This is a genomic window from Variovorax sp. DXTD-1 (genome assembly GCF_003984625.1).
GTDB lineage: Bacteria > Pseudomonadota > Gammaproteobacteria > Burkholderiales > Burkholderiaceae_C > Variovorax.
In genome coordinates this window covers 25,031-43,883 of the sequence record NZ_RWKH01000006.1, presented here as the reverse complement: position 1 = coordinate 43,883, position 18,853 = coordinate 25,031, and the positions used below count along the sequence as shown (strand labels likewise).

Sequence of the window (18,853 nt, the reverse complement as noted above, 5' to 3'; positions counted from 1 at the left end):
TTCCGTCTGGCGGGCTTTTTTGTTTTCAACATCACGACTGCAGATGAAAGAAAAATTTCTCGGCATCGAGCGCTGGACCACCGGCTTCTCGATGATTGCCGCCTGCGTGATGCTGGTCATCGCCTCCGGCTTGGGCGTGTTCCAGATCATCACGCGCTTTGTGCTCGAGCAGCCCGCCGAATGGAGCGAGATCCTGATCCGCATGAGCCTGATCTGGATGGTGTTCCTTGGCATTCCAATGGCCTTTCGCCAGGGCGCGATGGTGAGCGTGGACGTGCTCTACCGCTGGAGCCCGCCGCGCGTCAAGCGCGTGCTCGACGCCGTGGTCAGCATCGCGGCATTGGCGTTGATGCTGGTCATTCTGTGGTGGGGCTGGGACTACGCGATGCGCGGCCGCGTGCAGTCGATGGCCGGGCTCGAAAGCGTTTCGATGATGTGGTCGTACCTGGCGCTGCCGGTCGGTTCCGTTTTCTGCCTTTTCGGCATCGTTGGTAATTTTCTCGATCCCAAGCGGCTCGAACTGGAGACCGCGCAATGACCCCCGTGATGGTTGCAACGATGGTGCTGTGTTTTGCACTGTCGGTTTCAGTGGCGGTGTCCATCGGGCTCGCATCGATCCTGGGCATCCAGGTGGCCAACGTCAACATGCTCATCTCCGTGAAGGAGATGTTCAATTCGATCAACAAGTTTCCGCTGGCGGCCATTCCGTTCTTCATCCTGGCCGGCAACCTGATGGAAACCGGCGGCATCTCGCGCCGGCTGGTCGAATTTGCCAAGAGCATCGTGGGCGGCGTGCAGGGCGGCCTGCCCATGACCTGCGTGCTCACCTGCATGATCTTCGCGGCGGTGTCGGGCTCGTCGGTCGCCACCACCTTCGCCATCGGCGCCATCCTGATTCCGGCGCTCATCAAGCACGGCTATCCCACCGCGTATGCGGCCGCGCTGCAGGCCACCAGTGCTGAGCTGGGCGTGATCATCCCCCCCTCCATCCCGATGATTCTGTACGGCGTGAGCGCCGAAGTGTCGATCGGCGAGCTGTTCATTGCGGGTTTCGGCCCCGGCATTCTCATCAGCCTGGCGCTGATGCTGTTCGTCTGGGTGTACTGCAAGTGGAAGGGCTGGGGCAAGAACGACGGCGACGGCCGCATGTCCTTCGGCAAGGCGACCTGGCAGGCCGGCTGGGCGCTGCTGATGCCGGTGATCATCCTGGGCGGCATCTACGGCGGCATCTTCACGCCGACGGAGGCTTCGGCGGTCGCGGTGTTCTATGCGCTGGTGGTCGGCATGGTGATCTACCGGGAGATCAAGCTCCAGGATCTTTACGTCATCCTGCGCAAGTCGGTGCTGTCGTCGGCGGTGATCATGTTCATCATTGCCAATGCGGGCCTGTTCGCCTTCCTGATCACGCGTGCGGGCGTGCCCGACGCCATCGGCCACTGGCTGCAGGAGGTACTGAAGTCGCCCACCATGTTCCTCTTGGGTGTGAACGCTGCGCTGTTCATCATCGGCATGTTCATCGAGACCAGCGCGGCCATCATCGTGCTCGCGCCCATCCTGGCGCCGGTGGCGGTGCACTTCGGTGTCGACCCGGTGCATTTCGGTCTGATCATGGTGGTGAACCTCGCGCTCGGCATGATCACGCCGCCCTTCGGCGTGAACCTGTTCGCGGCTTGCACCGTGGCGCGCATCTCGCTCGACCGGATCGTGAAATACCTGATTCCTTTCGTGCTGGTGATCCTGGCCTGCCTGATGGTGATTACCTACGTGCCGTGGATATCGCTCGCGCTGCGCGACCTGGTGTACGCCAAGTAGCAGGCGACGGATAAAAAGCAGAGAGAAACGGGCAGCCTTCGCGGGCTGCCTTTTTTTATGCGGCAAATGCCCCTGTAAGGCAAACGTTTCACAAAGATGTCACCAGCCGCAACGATGCTGCAGCCTTCGATTCCGAAAGCTGTGGCGCCATGTTTCCCTCCAAGACCGACAAGGCACGCGACGAACTGCAAGGCGGGCAGCGCACGCTGAGCCAGCGCGAGCGCGCATTGCTGCTGATGGCCGACGGCCGGCGTTCGCTGACCGACTTCAGCCCGCTGTTCGCGAGCCGCGACGAAGCCGAAAAGACGGTGCGGGCGCTGATGAACCGCGGGTACCTGCACGACGCGCAGGCCGCCGAGCCCAAAGCCGCCCCACCAGCTTCGGCCAGCCCGATACACACGCCGCTTCCGACTCCTGCGGCGGAGCCCATCCGCGTAGAGACTTCGACCGACAACTTCGACGGCAAGCGCTCCCTGGCCACCACGCGCATGTTCCTGTTCGACATTTGCGAGCGCATGTTCGTGCGGCGCGATCCCAAGTTTGCGCTGCAGATGCGCGATGCGCTGCGCGAAGCCCGCGACCGCGACGCCATGCTGACGATTGCCGCACTGATGCTCAACGAAGTCGAGAAAGCCGCAGGCGCCGAGCGGGCCGAATCGCTGCGCGAGCGTATCGAAAGGTTGCTGCCGCCCGCTTCGCAAACCGTGCACTGAGGCCTTCCGCGATCCACTACACTTCAAAGGGTCAGGAGAGAGCTTCGCCACGCGGGGCCGCCGAAGGCGCAGGGGTTCCCCGAACGCTCAGGCAAAAGGACTGACAAGGCGCTGGCGCATGCCGGCGTTTCCTTGCTGGAGAGAGGCCCCTGCATTTTGACGATGCGGCGGCCCACCGAAGGAGCAAACCCCGATCGTGGGGCGAATCTCTCAGGTAAAGCGGACAGCAGGGGTGGCCCATGGCTCGCGCCATGGAATTCGACTGCCCCTTTGGAGTGCCCCGTGGCCGCTTCCGCTTCATCATCCGACGCCCCATTGCTCAAGACGCCCCTGCACGACCTGCATGTGGAACTGGGTGCCCGCATGGTGCCTTTTGCCGGCTATTCCATGCCGGTGCAATACCCCGCCGGCCTGATGGCCGAGCACAAGCACACGCGCGACGCGGCCGGCCTGTTCGACATTTCCCACATGGGCCAGTTGCGCCTGGTGGGGCCCGATGCCGCCGCCGCATTCGAAACCCTGATGCCCGTCGACGTGATCGACCTCGCCCCCGGCAAGCAGCGCTATGGGCTGCTGCTGAACGACGAAGGCGGCATCCTCGACGACCTGATGTTCTTCAACGAGGGGCACGGCTCGATCTTCGTGATCGTGAACGGCGCCTGCAAGGTGGCCGACCTCGCCCACATCCAGCAGAAGATCGGCGCGCGCTGCGACGTGCAGCCCATGCCCGACCACGCGCTGCTCGCGCTGCAAGGCCCCCAGGCCGCCGCGGCGCTGGCCCGCTTGTCTCCGGGCATCGAGCGCTTTGTGTTCATGACCGGCGGCGCGGTGCAGATCGGCGGCATTCCGGCCTTTGCCACGCGCAGCGGCTACACGGGCGAAGACGGCTTCGAGATTTCGGTGGCCGGCAAGGATGCCGACGCCCTCGCCCGCCTGCTGCTGGCGCAGCCCGAAGTCAAGCCCATTGGCTTGGGCGCCCGCAATTCGCTGCGGCTGGAAGCCGGGCTCTGCCTGTACGGCAACGACATCGACACCACCACCACGCCCGTCGAGGCCTCGCTCAACTGGGCGATCCAGAAGGTGCGCCGCGCGGGCGGTGCGCGCGAAGGCGGTTTTCCGGGTGCGGCCAAGGTGCTGGCGCAATTGGCCGCCGCCACAGCCGGCGCCGCGGGCCGCACGGACCACGACACCCTGAGGCGCAAGCGCGTCGGCCTTGTGGCGCTGGAACGCATTCCAGTGCGCGACGGCACATTGCTGCAATCTTTCGAAGGCCAGGACATCGGCATCGTGACCAGCGGCCTGCTCGGTCCGACGGCCGACCGCCCCGTTGCCATGGGCTACGTGGCTACCGCGTTTTCGGAGCCAGGCACGCGCGTGCAGGCCATCGTGCGCGGCAAGCCGGTGCCGATGGAAGTCTCGACCCTGCCCTTTGTGCCGGCCCGCTACTACCGCGGCTAGGCTCTGCGCTACCCGAATCAGTCATTTTTTCCACGAGGAGTTTTTCACCATGAGCATCAAGTACACCAAGGACCACGAGTGGGTCTCGGCCGAAGGCGACGCGGCCACCGTTGGCATTACCGTTCACGCGCAGGACGCGCTGGGCGACGTGGTCTTTGTCGATCTGCCCGAAGTGGGCAAGACCTTTGCACAAGGTGAAGTGGCCGGGGTCGTCGAATCGGTCAAGGCCGCGGCCGACGTGTTCATGCCCGTGTCGGGCGAGATCACCGAAGTGAACGAAGCGCTGCGCGCCGACCCCTCGCTCGCCAACACCGACCCGCTGGCCGCCGGCTGGTTCTTCAAGGTCAAGCTCAGCGAGCCGTCGCAACTCGATGCGCTGCTCGACGCCGCCAGCTACGACAAGTTCGCGGCCGAATCCTGATCCGCCGGGTTCTTCAGCCGCCCTTCCTCATTCCCCGAGCCTTTACCGCCATGCCGATTCCCGCCCAGCCTTCCCTGCAACAACTAGAGAATGCCGAAGAATTTCTCGCCCGCCACATCGGCATCGATGCGGAAGACGAGGCGCGCATGCTGCCGGTGATCGGCTCGGAAACGCGGGCGGAGCTCATCGACGGCATCGTGCCCGCGGCCATCCGCCGCGCCCGGCCGATGCGGCTGCCCGCGCCGGTGACCGAGGCGGACGCACTGGCCGAACTGAAGGCCATCGCGGCGAAGAACAAGGTGTTCAAGAGCTTCATCGGCCAGGGCTACTACGGCACGCACACGCCGGGCGTCATCTTGCGCAACGTGCTCGAGAACCCCGCCTGGTACACCGCCTACACGCCCTACCAGGCCGAGATTTCGCAGGGCCGCATGGAAGCCCTGCTCAACTTCCAGACCATGGTGTGCGACCTGACGGGCATGGCCATCGCCAACGCCTCGATGCTCGACGAAGCCACAGCCGCCGCCGAGGCAATGACGCTGGCCAAGCGCAGCGTGAAGAGCAAGAGCAACGTGTTCCTGGTGTCGGGCGACTGCCATCCGCAGACCATTGAGGTCATCAAGACGCGCGCCGCGCCGCTGGGCATCGAGGTGAAGGTGAGCACCGTGGCGGAGACGCTGCCGCACCTGATGGCGAGCTGCGAATTCTTCGGCGTGCTCGCGCAGTACCCCGCCACCACCGGCCACGTGCACGACCTGCGCCCGCTCGCGGGCCATGCACACCAGTGCGACGCCGCCTTCTGCGTGGCCGCCGACCTGCTCGCGCTCACCCTGCTCGCGCCCCCGGGCGAATGGGACGCCGACATCGTCTGCGGCACCACGCAGCGCTTCGGCATGCCGCTGTGCAACGGCGGCCCGCACGCCGCCTACCTGGCCTGCCGCGACGAGTTCAAGCGTTCGCTGCCTGGCCGGCTCGTCGGCGTGAGCGTCGACACGCACGGCCAGCCCGCCTACCGCCTTGCGCTGCAAACGCGCGAGCAGCACATTCGCCGTGAGAAGGCCACTTCGAACATCTGCACCGCGCAGGTGCTGCCGGCCGTTGTGGCCAGCATGTACGCCGTGTACCACGGGCCCGACGGCCTGACGCGCATCGCGCAGCGCGTGGCGGCGCTCACCGCCATCCTTGCGCAGGGCCTGGCGCAAATGGGCCGCGAGCCGGTCAACACCACGGCTTTCGATTCGCTGACCATCCGCACGGGCGACGACACGCCGAAGATCATCGAGCGCGCCACCGCAGCGGGCGTCAACCTGCGCCAGCGGCTGCAGCAGCACCTGGGCATTTCGCTCGACGAAACCACCACGCGTGCCGACATCGAAACGCTCTGGGCCCTGTTCGTGCCCGCGGGCATGCCGATGCCGCGTTTCGACGACCTGGCCAACACCGCGCCGCGCCTGCCCGAAGATCTGCGCCGCACCAGCGCCTTTCTGACGCACCCGGTGTTCAACACACACAAGAGCGAGACGGCCATGCTGCGCTACATCCGCAGCCTGTCGGACAAGGACCTGGCGCTCGACCGCAGCATGATCCCGCTCGGCAGCTGCACGATGAAGCTCAATGCGACCAGCGAGATGATCCCCATCACCTGGCCCGAGTTCGCGAACATCCATCCCTTTGCGCCCGCCGAGCAGCAGCAAGGCTATGCGCAGCTCGACGCGCAGCTGCGCGCATGGCTCTGCGAAGCCACCGGCTACGCGGGCATCAGCCTGCAGCCCAATGCCGGCTCGCAGGGCGAGTACGCGGGCCTGCTGGCGATCAAGTCCTTCCATGAGGCCAAGGGCCAGGGCCATCGCAACATCTGCCTGATTCCTTCGTCGGCCCACGGCACCAACCCCGCCAGCGCGCAGATGGTCGGCCTGCAGGTGGTGGTGACGGCCTGCGACGCGCAGGGCAATGTCGACATGGACGACCTGAAGCGCGCCTGCGAGAAGCACAGCGACAAGCTCGCGGCCGTGATGATCACCTACCCGAGCACGCACGGCGTGTTCGAAACCCGCGTGAAGGAGCTCTGCGAACTGGTGCACGAGCACGGCGGCCGCGTGTATGTCGATGGCGCCAACATGAACGCGCTGGTCGGCGTGGCCGCGCCGGGCGAATTCGGCGGCGACGTGAGCCACCTGAATCTGCACAAGACCTTCTGCATTCCGCACGGCGGCGGCGGGCCGGGCGTGGGCCCGGTGTGCGTGGTCGAAGACCTGGTGCCGTACCTGCCCGGCCATGCGACGGCCGGCATCGCATCGAACGGTGTAGGCGCCGTTTCCGCGGCGCCGCTGGGCAATGCGGCCGTGCTGCCGATCAGCTGGATGTACTGCCGCATGATGGGCGCCAAAGGGCTGCAGGCCGCAACCGAAACCGCCATCTTGAGCGCCAACTACATCAGCGCGCGCCTGAAGGACCACTACCCCACGCTGTACGCAAGCCCCAACGGCCACGTGGCGCACGAGTGCATCCTGGACCTGCGCCCGCTCAAGGACACCAGCGGCGTGACCGCGGAAGACGTGGCCAAGCGCCTGATCGACTACGGTTTTCACGCGCCGACGCTGAGCTTTCCGGTGCCGGGCACGCTGATGGTCGAGCCCACCGAAAGCGAGCCGCTGGCCGAACTCGACCGCTTCGTCGACGCGATGATCGCCATTCGCGGTGAGATCCGCCGCGTCGAAGAAGGCGTCTGGCCCAAGGACGACAACCCGCTGAAGCACGCGCCCCACACCGCCGCGAGCCTGCTCGGCACGGAATGGTCGCACCCCTACTCGCGTGAGCTCGGCGCGTTTCCGCTGGCCGAACTCAAGCAGGCCAAGTACTGGCCGCCCATCGGCCGGGTCGACAACGTGTACGGTGACCGCAACCTGTTCTGCAGCTGCGTGCCCGTGGGCGAATACCAGGAAACCGAAGAGGCCTGATCAGGGGGCCTTCTTTCTAGCCTTCGCGCTGATACATCGCCCACTTCACGGTGAGGATGTCCGCCGCGATCTTCGCGGCGTTCACGCCCGCGTAAGGAACGGACGGATCGAATTCGAAGGCTTCCTGGTAGCGCTTGATGTGCGCGTAGTCCCGGTCGAAGGTCATCGGCCCCATGAGGTCGGCGGGGTCGGTGCCGGCGGGCAATGCCAGAAACTTCTCGGGATCGGTGGCACTCTGGTAGAGGTCGACGCTCATCAGGTTCATACGGTTGTCCTCGAAAACTTGAGGACAAATCATCCACGGCATCCGTGGGGTGCGCAATCGGCCCGCGCCTACATGGCGCGCGATCGGCGCGCGATCAGCGTGCGCCTACGGCGCGATGGGTCAGCGCTGCTTCTTCTTCCCCATGTCGCCGGTGGCAATCTGCTCGCGAAAGCCGCGCAGGCTGGCCTTGAGCTTGCGCTCGTTCTCCAGCCCCACCCGCACCATGATCTTCTGGCCGGACGAGAGCGATTCGAGCTGCGGATCGGCGTATTCATAGCGCACCCAGGGCCGCTGCGACGACACGTTGCCCTTGACCTCGACGAGCCGGACCTGCACCGGGCCGGCGGGTTCGGGCGCCTGGAGCAGGTGGTCGATCACGGCAATGAGCCGGTCGTTGAAGTAGCGGCCGGGATAGCCAAGCTCTTCATACGCTTTCTGAAAGAGCGGATAGAGGCGCGCATACGTCTTGGCGGCCTTGGCCGGGTCGACCGACCCCGCAAGCAGCACGATGGGGTTGTAGCGCGCCGCGTTGTTGGCGGCGATGGTCTGGGCCTCGCCCTTGCCTTCGGTGGCAAAGCGCTGCTTGGTGGGCTGCACCGGCCATGCGCTCGCGGGGGCCTGCTCGCGCGACAGGTTGTCGATGGTCGCCACGAAGCGGCGCACCACGCCGTCGAACTGCACGAATTCCGCCACGTTCTGGCTGCCCAGCAGATCGACCAGCGCCGACATCACGCGCGTGTCGGAATCGGCGACCGTAGGCAGGCCCGAGGCGGGCAGCGCGATCGCATCGATGGGGTTCTTGGGCTCCAGCGATTCAGGCAACGGGGCTGGCGGCGGTGCGGGCGCGGGCCCGTCGTTCGGCGCGGTGGCCACGGGCGCCGGCTCGAATGATTGCGGCTGCGGCTGTTGCTGCTGGTACCAACGCCAGCCCAGGAAAGCGGCCGCGATCGCGAGCAGGCCGATGACGATGAAGGTGCCGGCCGAGCTCTCGCGGCGCGGCCTGAATTCGGAGGTGTCGCTGTCGGACATGTCGGCAATATTCCTTTTGCGAGGATTGCAGTGGGAGGCGAACGGCTATGGTGCACCAGTTCTGCGGCCCTCCCCGGTGTCATCCCTCGTCATCCCGTAACGCACTGTGACGCGCCGGCCTAGCGAAAAAAGGCCTCTATGGCCGCGGCTGGGGCGTACCCGCTGAGGTGCTGAGCGCCTGAAGCCACGCCAGCGTGCCTTGCAGTTCGGCCGGTCGAATCTCATGCCCGCCGGGAAAGTCCGCACCCGACAACGCCAGCGGCAAGCCGCGCGCCAGTTCGCGCGTGGCTTGCGCCGCGCTTGGCGCAATCACGTTGTCGGCGCTGCCATGGCTCACCCACAGGGCCTTGCCCTCGAAGGCCTCCGGCGGCGCAATATGCGGCACCACCTGCGGCAGCAGGCGGCTGTGCCACACCATCGCGGCACGCACCTTCGCAGGCTGCGTCAGCAGCAGCGAAAGCGCCATGATGCCGCCCTGGCTGAAACCGCCGACCACCACGCGCTCCGGCGGCACGCCGAGCTGCTGCGATGCCGAGGCGATCATTTCGCCGACGAGAAAGCGGCTTTCGCGCTCCTGCTCTTCATCGATGTGCCGCTCGCCGCCGGGCAGCACCTGGAATTCGAACCACGCATACGCGTCCGGCGACAGCACATAGGGCGCGCGCAGGCTCAGCACATGAAACTGCGGCGGCATGAGCCGCGCGAGGCCGAACAGGTCTTGCTCGTTGCTGCCAACGCCGTGCATCAGCACCAGCAGCCACGGTTCGCGCACGCTGGGGTTGGAAGGCTGCTCGAGAAACTTGAAGGGCAGATGCAGTTGCGGCATGGGTCTGGCGGACGTTCAGGCGGTAAGGTGAAAGCCCTGCGCCAGCGCACGGGTGATCTCGGCGGACGGGAGCTCGCGGCAGCCCATCGCGTTCTGCCCCGACCACAGCGGTGAAAAATCGCCGCGGCCCTGTGCCTCGGCCTTGGCGCGCAGCGGTGCAATGGCTGACGTGGCAAGCGGAAACTCGGGCGCCACCGCGGCGATCGGCCCCAGGTCGCGCATCAGGCGGTTCATGATGCCGCGCGCCGGGCGGCCGGTGAAGAGGTTGGTTAGCGCGGTATGGCGCGCTGCATCGCTCTTCAGCGCCGCGCGGTGCAAGGCGCTGGTGAAGGCTTCGGGCGCGAGCATGTAGGCGGTGCCCACCTGCACGCCGGCGGCGCCCAGCGCCATGGCGGCGGCCACACCCTTCGCATCGGCAATGCCGCCGGCCGCGATGACCGGCACGCGAACCGCGCGCACCACTTGCGGCAGCAATGCAAAGGTGCCGAGCTGCGCCGTGAGGTCGTGCGAGAGAAAGTGCCCGCGATGGCCGCCCGCCTCGAGCCCCTGGGCAATGATGGCATCGACACCCTGCGCCTCCAGCCACAGCGCCTCGGCGACCGTGGTGGCCGAGGCGAGGATCTTCGAACCCCATCCGCGCACTTGCGCCAGCAGCGGCTCGGGCGGCAGCCCGAAATGAAAGCTCACCACCGGCGGACGGAACTCGGCCAGCACCTCGGCCACTTCGGTGCTGAACGGGTTGCGGCCCGGGCCCGTGGGAATGGAAGCCGCATCGATGGCGTGCTCGCGGTAATACGGCGCCAGCGCGTTGCGCCATGTCGCCTCGCGTTCGGCGCTTGGCTGCGGCGATACGTGGCAGAAGAAGTTGACGTTGTAGGGCTTGCCGGTGCCCGCGCGGATGGCGGCTATTTCGGTGCGGATGGCATCGTTGCCCAGCATGGCGCACGGCAGCGAGCCGAGGCCGCCCTCGTTGCTGACCGCAATGGCCATTGCGCTGCCTTGAATGCCCGCCATGGGCGCCTGGATCAACGGGAGTTCGATACCTAGAAGTTGCTGCAGCGTGGTCATGCGGAATTCCTTGTGTTTCGTGCCCAGGCCATTGTCCAACGACTGGAAAACGCCTGCTGCCAAAGGCATGATCGACCGCCGTCCCGACCAGGCGCGGTGAAGCAGCGGCCCCGGCATCCTAGAAAAGGATGATCCACTCGCCGCGTATGTACCGGTACTGGTAGCTGGGCCCCGAAAAGGTGGTGCTGCGGCTGTAGCCGGCATTGAAGCGAAACACCTGCGATCCCCTCACGGGGCTCTGCAGGCTCGCGTCCAGCAATCTCGTGGGCTGGCTCAGGTCGTGGTTGATCTTCTCGTTGCCCAGGCCGGCCGTTACCGCGGCGGTCCAGCCCTGGAAACGCTGCCGCCAGCTGATCGCCAGCATCGATTCGCTGTAGCTCTTCGGATTGAAGTAGGCCCTGTCGACATCCTCGTGGGTGCTGCGGTACGTGCGGTAGCGCGCTTGCAGGGTCAGCCCCAGGTCGAGCGAGGGTTGGTAAATGAAGCGGATGCGCCCGTGGTCCCGACGATTTCCGTCGGAGAAGTACTGCTGCGCCAGCAGCCCCACCAGCGTGACATGGCTTCCCAAGCCTTGGTCGACCGCAACGCCGAGAAACGAAAAGTCGATTCCGCGGTCGAGGGACTTCGGTGTTTCAACCCAGTCGCGCGTGACGAGAAACTCCACCGCCGTGCTTTTTGTCGGCGCTATGCGGTAGCTGCCATCGAGCGTCAACAGCGTATGGCCGCCCTGCTCGAACACGCCGGCCTCCATCTGTCCGCCATTGGCCGTTCTGGTTTCGATTGAACGCGCGAGGAAAGAGACCTTTTTTCCGGCCCTTCGCCAGCTGTCTTGCTGGTACTTGTAGTCGCCGAGCCGGAACCCGAGGTAGCGGTCGGCGTTTTCAAAAGCGGGAAAAAACTCGACCGATACCCGGCGGGATTCGAAGTTGTCGCTGTCGCTGGTCAGCAGGGCTTCCGTCCCGAAAGCCATGCCGGACGTTTTTTTCTCGGCCGCTTCTTCCTGCGCGTGGCAGGAGGCACTCAACACCATGAGGCCTGAAATGGCGGCCGCTGCATATGCCGGCGCCCTGGTCATTTGGTGCCCCAGGCTTTGGGCTTTCTGAACAGTTCGTCCAGATAGCCGAGCACGCTGGCGGGTTGCAAAAGCAAGCTGTACAGCAGCACGTAGACAAAAAACCCTTGAATATTCTTTCGCACGACCAGGCCGGTTTTCTTGAACATCCGGCGCTCGATCGAGAACATCAGGAAACTCAGCGCAAATGCCGCCGGTATCAGCGCCAAAGTCATGGGCCCCACGATCCAGTAATAGCCGAACAAGGCAAATATTATTCCGGGAATGAAGCCGATGGTGAATGCCAGGTCCAGCCACGGGAACAACAGGTTCCAGTGAATGAAAAAGGTCGACAGCCGCATCTTGAAAAGAATGCGGGGGTGTTTGACAAAGGCTTCCGTCATGCCCCGGGCCCAACGCTGGCGCTGCTTGACCAGCTGCTTGAGCGTGCTGGGCACATTGGTGAAGAGGCACGCGTCCTCGCAGTGCCCCACCCTGTACCCGGCATTCAATAGCGCCCATGTGAGCACGATGTCTTCTCCGACGCACTCAGGCCACCCGCCAACCTCGGTCAGCGCGGCTCGGTCGTAGACGGAAAATGCGCCTTGTGCAACCAAGGTCCCCTGGAACAGCGACTGCACGCGCTTGACTGCGGAAATACCGTGAAAGTAGTCCCATTCCTGGCAACGGGTGATCCAGTTCTGCCGCGAGTTTCGAACCAGGATTTTTCCCGCGACGGCGCGCGTATTGGGCGGGTCGGCGCGATAGCGCTCGACAATGCTGGTGAGCGCGCCGCGGTACAAAAAGGAATCCGCATCGACGGTCACGACCAGATCGTGCAGAACCTCCTTGAACCCGATATTCAGGGCGCGTGCCTTGCCACCATTCTTTTTCAGGTCGACAAAGCTGAGCCAGCTATATCGCTCCAAGGCGCGCTGGACCACCTGCGCAGTGCCATCCGCCGACCCGTCATTGATCACGATGACCTGCAACCCGCCCGGGTACTTCTGCTGATCAATGCTGACCAGCGTCTCTTCGATGGAGGCTTCCTCGTTGTACGCGGCAATCAATATGGATAGCGGCGGATAGACCGACAGCGGGCGATGCGGCGGCCGTTTATCCAGAATGAGGCTGATCGCCATGAACGCATTCATGAACCCCGGAATAATGGCAATGCCATACACCAGGAAAATAGCGAAAGCGGTCCCTACATAGCTTTTCAGATCGGCCAGCCACGGGCCGGCGGCCCAAATGGAAAAACCCATCCACGCGATCGCCCCGATCAACGCGATCAAAAATTTGGCTGACACCGGCAGATAAATTGCCGAACGCTTCGCCTCTCGGCCATCTACTTTCATGTGCATCCTCAGGGGTCACAAGAATGTAACGCCGCAGCAATGCATTGAACAGTTTGTTTACATTTTCTGATGCACGTTAACAACTGCGAGAAACCCGGCGGCCGACCTCTTGCGGCGGCGCAGCACGGTCATGCGGTGTGCTCTGAAGCGGACCTGTCTTTGGACTGCCGAAACAGGATGACAAGCCCGGAGATCAGGAAGTACCCAGCGCCGACCGCCGCATAACCGCCAAAGGTCTGCACGGCAGGCGCAGCGCTGCCTTGCTGTGCCACAAAAAATCCTCCGGCCAGTGCAGACTGCGCCCCGCTCAACATCATCACCCACTGCCCTCGATCGCCTTTGCGACGACGGATGGCCGTCGCCAGCTGAAGCAGCCCTGCAACGATGGCCCAGCCCCCGAAGAACGCCAAAATGATCTGGAGCTTGAGCGCGAGCGAGGCCACCACGGCAGCTGTGACCAGTCCGCTTATCCAGGCATTCAGGATCTGGGTGGGATTGGCCTTTGCGCCCCCGGTCATCCGCGCATCCTGCAGGTTTGCGAGCGCATCCCAGGCGGGATAGACGATCAGCAGGCCGCTTGCAAGCGTGGGAGATTCCTTCGCCAGGGTGAACGCCAACGCAACCCATGCGAACGAAAAGGCGGCGCGGATGAAGTAGAGCTTGCGCAGCCACGCGGCTCGCTGGAGAGGAGATTGGTTGGCATTGAGCATGGCATTGGCGGTGAGACCGCAAGATCAGGTTGAAAGTCGGAGCCCCTTCAGCGGGGCCGTTGCAGGAGATTCTGTTTCGACGGCACCAGGCGTGCTATCGGTCGAATGACCGACAGGCCCGCAAGAAAAGCAACTGTGCGATGCTGGGCTTTTGTCTCAGCCATTTCATGTCCGACGACACAACCATTGCCGTTTTCGACGCGGTTCGCGCGCTTGCTTTCATTGGCGACCTGAGCATGGGCCAGCCGACGGACCATTCGCTGCGAACCGCCTACCTCGCCGGACTGATCGCGACGCAGGTCCGCTGCGACCCATCGCAGGTCGAGGCCGCCCGGCACGTCGCGCTGCTGCGCTGGTCGGGGTGCACGGCCAATGCCCAGGAGTTCGCGGACTTCATGGAAGACGACGTGCAAGGTCGAAGCGCCCTTCTTGCATCGCAAAAGCCTCGGAGGGCGCAGCAGCAGCCTCGCAGCGTGCCCATTCCCGACGGCCTGCTCGCCATGGCCAATATCCATTGCGAAATCGCCGGCGACATAGCAAGCACGCTCGGCTTGAGCGCCGACACCGAAGCGGCGCTGCGCACCATCTTCGAAACCTACGACGGCGGCGGCGTGCCCGGCCTTCTGCAAGGCAACGACGTGCCGCTTGCGACGTATGTGGTGGCCCTGGCGAGCGACATCGAGATTTTCAGTCGCCTCTACGGACTCGACGAAGCGCTCGCGCTGGCCCGCGGACGCGCGGACAGCGTGTATCCGGGCTTCCTTGTCGAGGCCAGCGCACCACGTGTCTCGACGTGGATGAAAGCGATGGACAGCGCTCCCCCACCATGGACCGACGTTGCCGACCAGCCAGTTTCGATGCTCCGGCGTGTCGGGCTGGAGCTCGTGGGCGACGTGATCGATCTCAAGCTTCCGTGGATGACGGGTTACTCGCGTCGCGTGGCTCAGCTGGCGCGCGACTGCAGCGTGCGTGCCGGCTTGGACGAGGTCTCATGCCACCGCACGTACAAGGCCGGATTGATCCACGGCATTGGCCGGGCATCGGTGCCCAACGCCATCTGGAACGCGCCTGAACCGCTGCCTGCCTCGTCCCTGGAACGCCTGCGGCTCGTGCCGTACTGGACTTCCCGCGCCGCCGGGCAAATCGATGGGCTCGCGCTCGAAGCAGAAATCGCATCCTTCGCCTTCGAACGGCGCGATGGCTCGGGCCATTTCCGCGGCCGGTCGGGCGCGGCGATGCCGCAGGAAGGGCAAATCGTCGCCGCAGCAGAGCTGTGGGTTTCTCTTCGAACCCGCCGTCCATGGCGAGCGGCATTCACCGAAGCCGAGGCGCTCGAGCGCATGAAAGAAGAAGCCGAAGCGGGCCGCTTCGACCAGGAAGTCGTCGCTGCCTTGCTCGCCAGCGCCCTGTCGCCTGCGCCGGCCAAGCCCGTGGCCGCTGCGGCGCGCGGCGAGCAGTCTCTGTCGGAGCGCGAGCTGGAGGTTTTGCGCTGCATCAGCCGCGGCGACAACACCAAGCAGGTTGCTCGTGCGCTGGGCATCAGCCCGCGCACGGTGCGAACGCATGTCGAACGCCTGTTCCTCAAGCTCGAGTGCTCGACGCGAGCGGCGGCGACGCTGAAGGCGGCGACCAGAGGGCTTATCTGACCGGACTTGGGGCAGCCTGCGACGCGGCAATCGCCTCCTTCACGAAGTCGCCATACTTGCGCAACGGATGCCCGATAGCGGCCTGCAGGCGATCCGCTGCGCCCGCCGCACCGTGCATGCCGAACTTCTGAATTCCGGCCATCATCAGGCGCATGTCGTAGGCAAGCCCGGACGGCCCCTGCCCTGCCATCTGCGCTTCGAACGCGGCCACGTCATCGCCGCCGTAAGCCACTTCGCGGCCTAGTGCGGCGCTCCAGATCTTGGCCACCGACTCTCCTGTCAGCAACTCGGGCCCGACCAGTTCCAGCGTCGTGCGCGGCAGCGGCGCGGGCGCCCCGTCGCGGCGCAGCAGTTCGGCGACCGCGGCATCCGCAATGTCTCGCGCATCGATCATCGCGACGCCGGTGGAGCCTATCGGCATCGGGTAGACGCCGTACCCCTGGATCACCTGCTGGACCATGCGCTCGTTCTGCATGAAGTAGGCGGGCCGAAGAATGGTCGCGGGAATGTCGAGGCTTTCGATCATTCGCTCGACGGTGTGCTTGCCGGTGAAGTGCGGCACGTTGGTGAACTTGTCCGCATGGATGACCGACAGGTAGACGACGCGCTCGATGCCGGCCTCGCGCGCCAGGTTCAGCGCGACCAGGGCTTGCGTCACTTCGTCCGGAGTGACGGCGTTCAGCAGAAACAGTGTGCGCACCGACGACAATGCCGCGCGCAATGAGGGCACGTCGGTCAGGTCGCCGACGACCTCCTTGACGCCTGTCGGAAAGCTTTGCTTTCCGGGTGTGCGAACGAATGCGCTGACTTGGGCGCCGGCGCTGGCCAGGCCTTGGACGACGAGGGAACCGATGGTGCCGGTGGCACCGGTGACGAGAATGCTCATGAAAATCTCCAGGGGTTGAGGTAATGAAGCGAGGTAAAGGGAGCAAGGGGCCGATCAGCGCGAGAAGTCCGCGACCACCTTGCCGATGCGAGAGTCGGTGCGGTTGCGTTCAATGGCCGTGGGGATGTCGGCGAAGCCCACGACCTCACCGAGCTTCGAGGCCAGCGTGCCTTCGGCGATCTCCGCCGCCAGCCGTTCCAGCAGGGCGGTGTCCGGCTTGTTCATGAACCACAGTCCGCGGCGGCCGGGCGGCGTGCGTGCAAGGATGTCGGGCGACGAGATGCCGACGATCGCGCCCTCCTTCTTCAGCACCTGCCAGGAGCGGTCGAGCACCTCGCCGCCGACATAGTCGAGCACGAGGTCGATGTCCCGCGCGATCGACTCGAAGCGTTGGGCCCGGTAGTCGATGACGTGGTCCGCGCCCAGGCTGCGAACGTGGTGGAGGTGCGCGGCCGACGCGGTTGCGAAGACTTCGGCGCCCGCCCGCTTGGCGTACTGCACGGCATAGCCGCCCAGCCCTCCCGCTGCACCGTGGATCAGGATCCGCTAGCCTGCGCCGATCGGGCCTGCGTGGTGCAAGCTCTGCCAGGCTGCAACGGCCGCGACTGGAATGGCGGCCGCATGAACGTCGTCCAGGCCGTGCGGCGTGCGTACCAGGTTCGCCTCGTCGACCGCCACGAAGTCGGCATAGGCACCGAGCCCGCCAAGTGGCCCCATGACGCGGTCGCCCACATGAAAGCGCGAGGCGCCGGGACCGACCGCCTCGACGACACCCGCCAGCTCGATACCCAGCACGGCGGGCAGCTGCAGCGGAAAAGCCTGCTGGACCAGCCCGTCACGAACTTTCCAGTCGATGCCATTCACGCCGGCGGCCCGAACGCGAACCAGAACCGGGCCCTGCCCTGCCAAGGGCCTCGTAATTTCGGCGACCTCTGCGGCACCGCCATAGGCCCGGATCAGCACAGCACGTTGAGTGGTGGTCATTTCAATTCCTCATTTCGAAGTTGCGATGAGGAGAAGATAGGCCGTTGCATCGATAAAACGAAGACCCGAAAATAAAGACACCTCGTCTCAATTTCGAAACACTATGGACCTGAACGCACTGAGCGACTTCGCGCTCGTCGCAACGAACGGCGGCCTCGGAAAAGCAAGCCGCGCCAGCGGCAGATCGAAGGCCACGCTGTCCCGGCGCATTGCGGACCTGGAAGAGCAGCTCGGCGTGCGGCTCATCGAGCGCAGCGCCCGCGGGCTCAAGCTCACGGAAGCTGGACAGTTGTTGATGGACCGCACCGAAGGGCCGATGCACGAGGTGGCCGACGCGATGACTTCCGCACGCGAAGGCTTGTCGGTACCGCGCGGACGCTTGCGCATCGCCTCGCCGGTGCTGTTCTCCCAGCTTGCGATGGGCCGCATTTCGGCCGGGTTCTGCGCGGCCTACCCCGAGGTGACGTGCGAGGTGGTGGCGGACGATCGGCTGGTCGACCTCATCGAAGAGCAATTCGACGCCGCGATCCGCATCAATCCGAGCCCCGACAGCAGCCTGGTGGGCCGGTGCTTCGCCAAGGACCGGCTGGTGGTGGTGGCCGCGCCTTCCGTGCCGGCGCCAAAGCCAGGCAAGGTCAGCGCCGTTCCCGGCATCGTTTCAACCAACTTTCAAGGCGGGAACTGGACGCTCGACGACGGGCGCCTTGTGATCGAGCCGATTCCGAGGCTGAGGCTTTCCTCGTTCCTGATGATCCGCGATGCGGCGGTCGCGGGCGCAGGCGCCGCCCTCATGCCGCAGTCCATCGCATGGAGCCAGCTGACGCGCGGAGAGCTGGTTCAGTGGGGCGTGGTGTCGGGTCCGGAGGTGGCGCTCTGGGTGCTGCATACATCCAGGCGGCTTCCCGCGCCGAAGGTGCGCGCGTTCGTCGACTTCATGTGCGAGCAATATCCGCAGGAATCGCTCGTGCTGAACGGCTAGGAGACCGGTCGGCTCGCGGCGCGGCGCGAGGCCGGCTGCTTCTGCCGCGACACCATTCCCAGGATCGTCTCGAGCAGTTCCTCCTTGGCCTGCGATGCGGAAATCTCGTCCATGGCTGCCGCATACGACAGGGCTTCGGCCGCTCCCAGCATGGCGCGCAGTCCGGCCACGCCGATGTCCTTGCCGGGGGCAAACGGTGCCAGCAGCGCGCGGCACTTCTGCAGAAAGGCCGCTTCCGATTCGCGCTTGAGGCTCTCGAGTTCAGGCGAGCCCGCCAGCGCGGCGCTCACGCCGGGCAACTCGCGCCCCTGCGCGAGCACGCAATCGACATACGAGCCGGCAATCACGGATGCCCGTCCGGCGAGGGTCGGTTCGCTGTTCTCGATCGCGGCATCGATCAGCGCGTTCTGCTGCATGTCGAACTCGCCGTAGAGCGCGGCCAGCAGGCCATTGCGGGTCGCGAAATGGTCATACACCACCGGCTTGGCGATGCCCGCCTGCTCCGCGAGCGATCCGAGAGTCAAGGCGTCGGTGCCCGATTCGCGCACGATGCGCCACGCCACTTCGATGAGCTGGCGGTAGCGGTCCTGCCGCGAGAGGCGGCGGCGCTTGGGCTCATCGGCATCCGTTGATGTGGCGCGTGCCTCTTTAACCCCGTGCTTGGGCATGGTTATGTACCAAAGGTAGGTT

The 18,853-nt window shown here is 65.1% G+C and carries 17 protein-coding genes, 1 pseudogene and 2 riboswitches; of the genes and pseudogenes, 8 read left to right on the top strand and 10 right to left on the bottom strand.

Features of this window, described 5'->3' with window-relative positions; translation table 11 throughout:
• Positions 1–43 precede the first annotated feature (43 nt).
• The 6 genes from EJI00_RS07195 (at position 44) to gcvP (ending at position 7,361) form a co-directional block, all read left to right on the top strand.
• Positions 44–538, top strand: coding sequence for a TRAP transporter small permease (locus EJI00_RS07195; RefSeq protein ID WP_126746789.1), 495 nt, complete (start codon positions 44–46; stop codon positions 536–538).
• On the top strand, positions 535–1,812 hold the full coding sequence (locus EJI00_RS07190; RefSeq protein WP_126746788.1) for a TRAP transporter large permease: 1,278 nt from the start codon (positions 535–537) through the stop codon (positions 1,810–1,812). Before EJI00_RS07195 ends, EJI00_RS07190 begins: the two co-directional genes overlap by 4 nt.
• A 149-nt stretch (positions 1,813–1,961) precedes the next feature.
• Positions 1,962–2,525: a hypothetical protein gene (locus tag EJI00_RS07185; protein ID WP_126746787.1), complete on the top strand. Its 564-nt coding sequence runs from the start codon at positions 1,962–1,964 to the stop codon at positions 2,523–2,525.
• A gap of 22 nt (positions 2,526–2,547) precedes the next feature.
• Positions 2,548–2,638, top strand: a riboswitch (glycine riboswitch).
• Between the two features lie 12 nt (positions 2,639–2,650).
• A riboswitch (glycine riboswitch) is annotated at positions 2,651–2,762 on the top strand.
• Positions 2,763–2,807: 45 nt separating this feature from the next.
• Entirely contained in the window at positions 2,808–3,983 is a 1,176-nt protein-coding gene (gene gcvT, locus EJI00_RS07180; RefSeq protein ID WP_126746786.1) for a glycine cleavage system aminomethyltransferase GcvT, read from the top strand.
• Between the two features lie 49 nt (positions 3,984–4,032).
• Entirely contained in the window at positions 4,033–4,404 is a 372-nt protein-coding gene (gcvH, locus tag EJI00_RS07175) for a glycine cleavage system protein GcvH (RefSeq protein WP_126746785.1), read from the top strand.
• Between the two features lie 50 nt (positions 4,405–4,454).
• On the top strand, positions 4,455–7,361 hold the full coding sequence (gene gcvP, locus EJI00_RS07170) for an aminomethyl-transferring glycine dehydrogenase (protein ID WP_126746784.1): 2,907 nt from the start codon (positions 4,455–4,457) through the stop codon (positions 7,359–7,361).
• A 16-nt stretch (positions 7,362–7,377) separates the two neighbouring features.
• On the opposite strand, the gene EJI00_RS07165 is transcribed toward gcvP, so the two are convergent.
• The 7 genes from EJI00_RS07165 to EJI00_RS07135 form a co-directional block, all read right to left on the bottom strand.
• On the bottom strand, positions 7,378–7,626 hold the full coding sequence (locus EJI00_RS07165) for a hypothetical protein (protein WP_126746783.1): 249 nt from the start codon (positions 7,624–7,626) through the stop codon (positions 7,378–7,380).
• 120 nt (positions 7,627–7,746) lie between these two features.
• The gene (locus EJI00_RS07160) at positions 7,747–8,655 is read right to left on the bottom strand and encodes a DUF3014 domain-containing protein (protein ID WP_126746782.1); all 909 of its coding nucleotides are present in this window, start codon (positions 8,653–8,655) and stop codon (positions 7,747–7,749) included.
• Between the two features lie 136 nt (positions 8,656–8,791).
• Complete coding sequence (locus EJI00_RS07155) at positions 8,792–9,481, bottom strand: alpha/beta hydrolase (protein WP_126746781.1); 690 nt, start codon at positions 9,479–9,481, stop codon at positions 8,792–8,794.
• Positions 9,482–9,496: 15 nt separating this feature from the next.
• Positions 9,497–10,549 carry an NAD(P)H-dependent flavin oxidoreductase gene (locus EJI00_RS07150; RefSeq protein ID WP_126746780.1) on the bottom strand — a complete coding sequence of 351 codons (1,053 nt, stop codon included), beginning with the start codon at positions 10,547–10,549 and terminating at the stop codon, positions 9,497–9,499.
• Between the two features lie 118 nt (positions 10,550–10,667).
• Positions 10,668–11,519 carry a hypothetical protein gene (locus EJI00_RS07145; RefSeq protein WP_260590484.1) on the bottom strand — a complete coding sequence of 284 codons (852 nt, stop codon included), beginning with the start codon at positions 11,517–11,519 and terminating at the stop codon, positions 10,668–10,670.
• A gap of 101 nt (positions 11,520–11,620) precedes the next feature.
• Positions 11,621–12,958 (bottom strand): glycosyltransferase, encoded by a 1,338-nt coding sequence (locus tag EJI00_RS07140; protein WP_126746778.1) that lies wholly within the window; start codon positions 12,956–12,958, stop codon positions 11,621–11,623.
• A gap of 128 nt (positions 12,959–13,086) precedes the next feature.
• Positions 13,087–13,668 carry a DUF308 domain-containing protein gene (locus EJI00_RS07135; RefSeq protein ID WP_126746777.1) on the bottom strand — a complete coding sequence of 194 codons (582 nt, stop codon included), beginning with the start codon at positions 13,666–13,668 and terminating at the stop codon, positions 13,087–13,089.
• Positions 13,669–13,727: 59 nt separating this feature from the next.
• Here EJI00_RS07135 and EJI00_RS07130 point away from each other — a divergent pair, with 59 nt between their 5' ends.
• Positions 13,728–15,314, top strand: a complete 1,587-nt coding sequence (locus tag EJI00_RS07130) for an HD domain-containing phosphohydrolase (protein ID WP_409514009.1) — start codon at positions 13,728–13,730, stop codon at positions 15,312–15,314.
• Here the strand turns inward: EJI00_RS07130 and EJI00_RS07125 are convergent.
• Together EJI00_RS07125 and EJI00_RS07120 are read right to left on the bottom strand one after the other, a co-directional pair.
• Positions 15,307–16,200 (bottom strand): NmrA/HSCARG family protein, encoded by an 894-nt coding sequence (locus EJI00_RS07125; protein ID WP_126746776.1) that lies wholly within the window; start codon positions 16,198–16,200, stop codon positions 15,307–15,309. The genes EJI00_RS07130 and EJI00_RS07125 overlap by 8 nt on opposite strands.
• Before the next feature lie 54 nt (positions 16,201–16,254).
• A pseudogene (locus EJI00_RS07120) lies at positions 16,255–17,184 on the bottom strand (NADP-dependent oxidoreductase).
• Positions 17,185–17,287: 103 nt separating this feature from the next.
• Here EJI00_RS07120 and EJI00_RS07115 point away from each other — a divergent pair.
• Positions 17,288–18,163 carry a LysR family transcriptional regulator gene (locus EJI00_RS07115; protein WP_126746775.1) on the top strand — a complete coding sequence of 292 codons (876 nt, stop codon included), beginning with the start codon at positions 17,288–17,290 and terminating at the stop codon, positions 18,161–18,163.
• Here the strand turns inward: EJI00_RS07115 and EJI00_RS07110 are convergent.
• A complete protein-coding gene (locus tag EJI00_RS07110; RefSeq protein ID WP_126746774.1) occupies positions 18,160–18,831 on the bottom strand; it encodes a TetR/AcrR family transcriptional regulator in 672 nt (223 codons plus the stop codon). The two genes, EJI00_RS07115 and EJI00_RS07110, sit on opposite strands and share 4 nt — an antisense overlap.
• Between the last annotated feature and the right edge of the window lie 22 nt (positions 18,832–18,853).